Genomic DNA, 1,075 nt, shown 5'->3' with positions numbered 1-1,075 from the left:
CCGCGACGGCATGACGCCGAACGCGTCGGCGAAGGCGATCTGCTGGTCCGCGCTGGTCAGCGCCTTCACCAGGTCGACGCTCGCCTCGCGGTGCGCGCTGTCGGCGGCGACGCCCCAGCAGTTGCTGAAGGCGAGGGTGCCCTGGCCGGCCGGGCCCTCGGGCAGCGGTGCCACGGCGTACTTGACGTCCGGGTAGTCGAGCTTCATCCCGCCGTCGAGCCAGTTGCCCTCGATGGTCATCGCGGCCTTGCCCTTGCCGAGTGCCTCGCCGCCCCAGCTGGTGTCCACGTTCTTGGCGAACTTCATCGAGCCCGACTTGAGCAGGGACTGGACGAAGGAGAGCCCCTCGGCGTTCTCGGGGGAGTCGGCGGTCATGGTCTTCTGGTCGGCGTCGGTCACCCAGCCGCCCGCCTGCTTCATGAAGACACCCAGGCGCTGGTACTCGTCGCTGGTGACCAGGCCGGTGACACCGCCGGTGGTGAGCTTGTCGGCGACGGTCCGCAGGTCGTCCCAGGTCTTCGGGTAGTCCTTCTCCGTCAGGCCGGCCTTCGTCCACAGGTCGGTGTTGACGGCGAGGCCGAGCGTGGAGGTGTCCTTGGGCAGGCACACCAGCTTGCCGTCGTAGGTGAACGAGTTGCGGAGCTGCTCGGAGAAGTCGGAGGCGTCGGATATCTCGTCGCCGTACGCGTAGAGCGAGCCGCCCTTGGCGTAGTTCGCGAACTGGTCCGAGTTGACGTAGAAGACGTCCGGCGGCTTGTGCCCGGCGAAGGCCTGGGCGAGCTGCTGGTTCATGTCCTTGGCGGCCTCGACGGTCACCGTGTTGCCGGACTTCTTCGCGTACGCGGCGGCGGCGTCCTTCACCGCCTGGGTCTCGGCGTCACCCGAGGTGGCGATGAGGACCGTCAGACTCTGCTTGGCGGCCTTGTCCTGGGACGGCTCCTTGCTGTCGTCGAAGTTGGACGAACAGCCGGTGGCGGCCAGCAGCGCCGCGCAGGCGGCGAACGCGGCGACAGCCGTGCGGGTGACCATGAATTCCTCCTGAAAGGGATGAAACGTGCGGCTCAGCGGCCCGGAG

The 1,075-nt window shown here is 68.2% G+C and carries 1 protein-coding gene; it reads right to left on the bottom strand.

Features of this window, described 5'->3' with window-relative positions; genetic code table 11:
- Positions 1-1,029 (bottom strand): sugar ABC transporter substrate-binding protein (locus BFF77_RS32045; protein WP_066957070.1); only part of this gene is annotated, 1,029 nt, incomplete at its 3' end.
- Between the last annotated feature and the right edge of the window lie 46 nt (positions 1,030-1,075).

This window comes from Streptomyces lushanensis (assembly GCF_001700515.1).
Lineage (GTDB): Bacteria > Actinomycetota > Actinomycetes > Streptomycetales > Streptomycetaceae > Streptomyces > Streptomyces lushanensis.
Note: the sequence above shows the minus strand (reverse complement) of the source record. Positions and strands in the feature narration are given on the sequence as shown.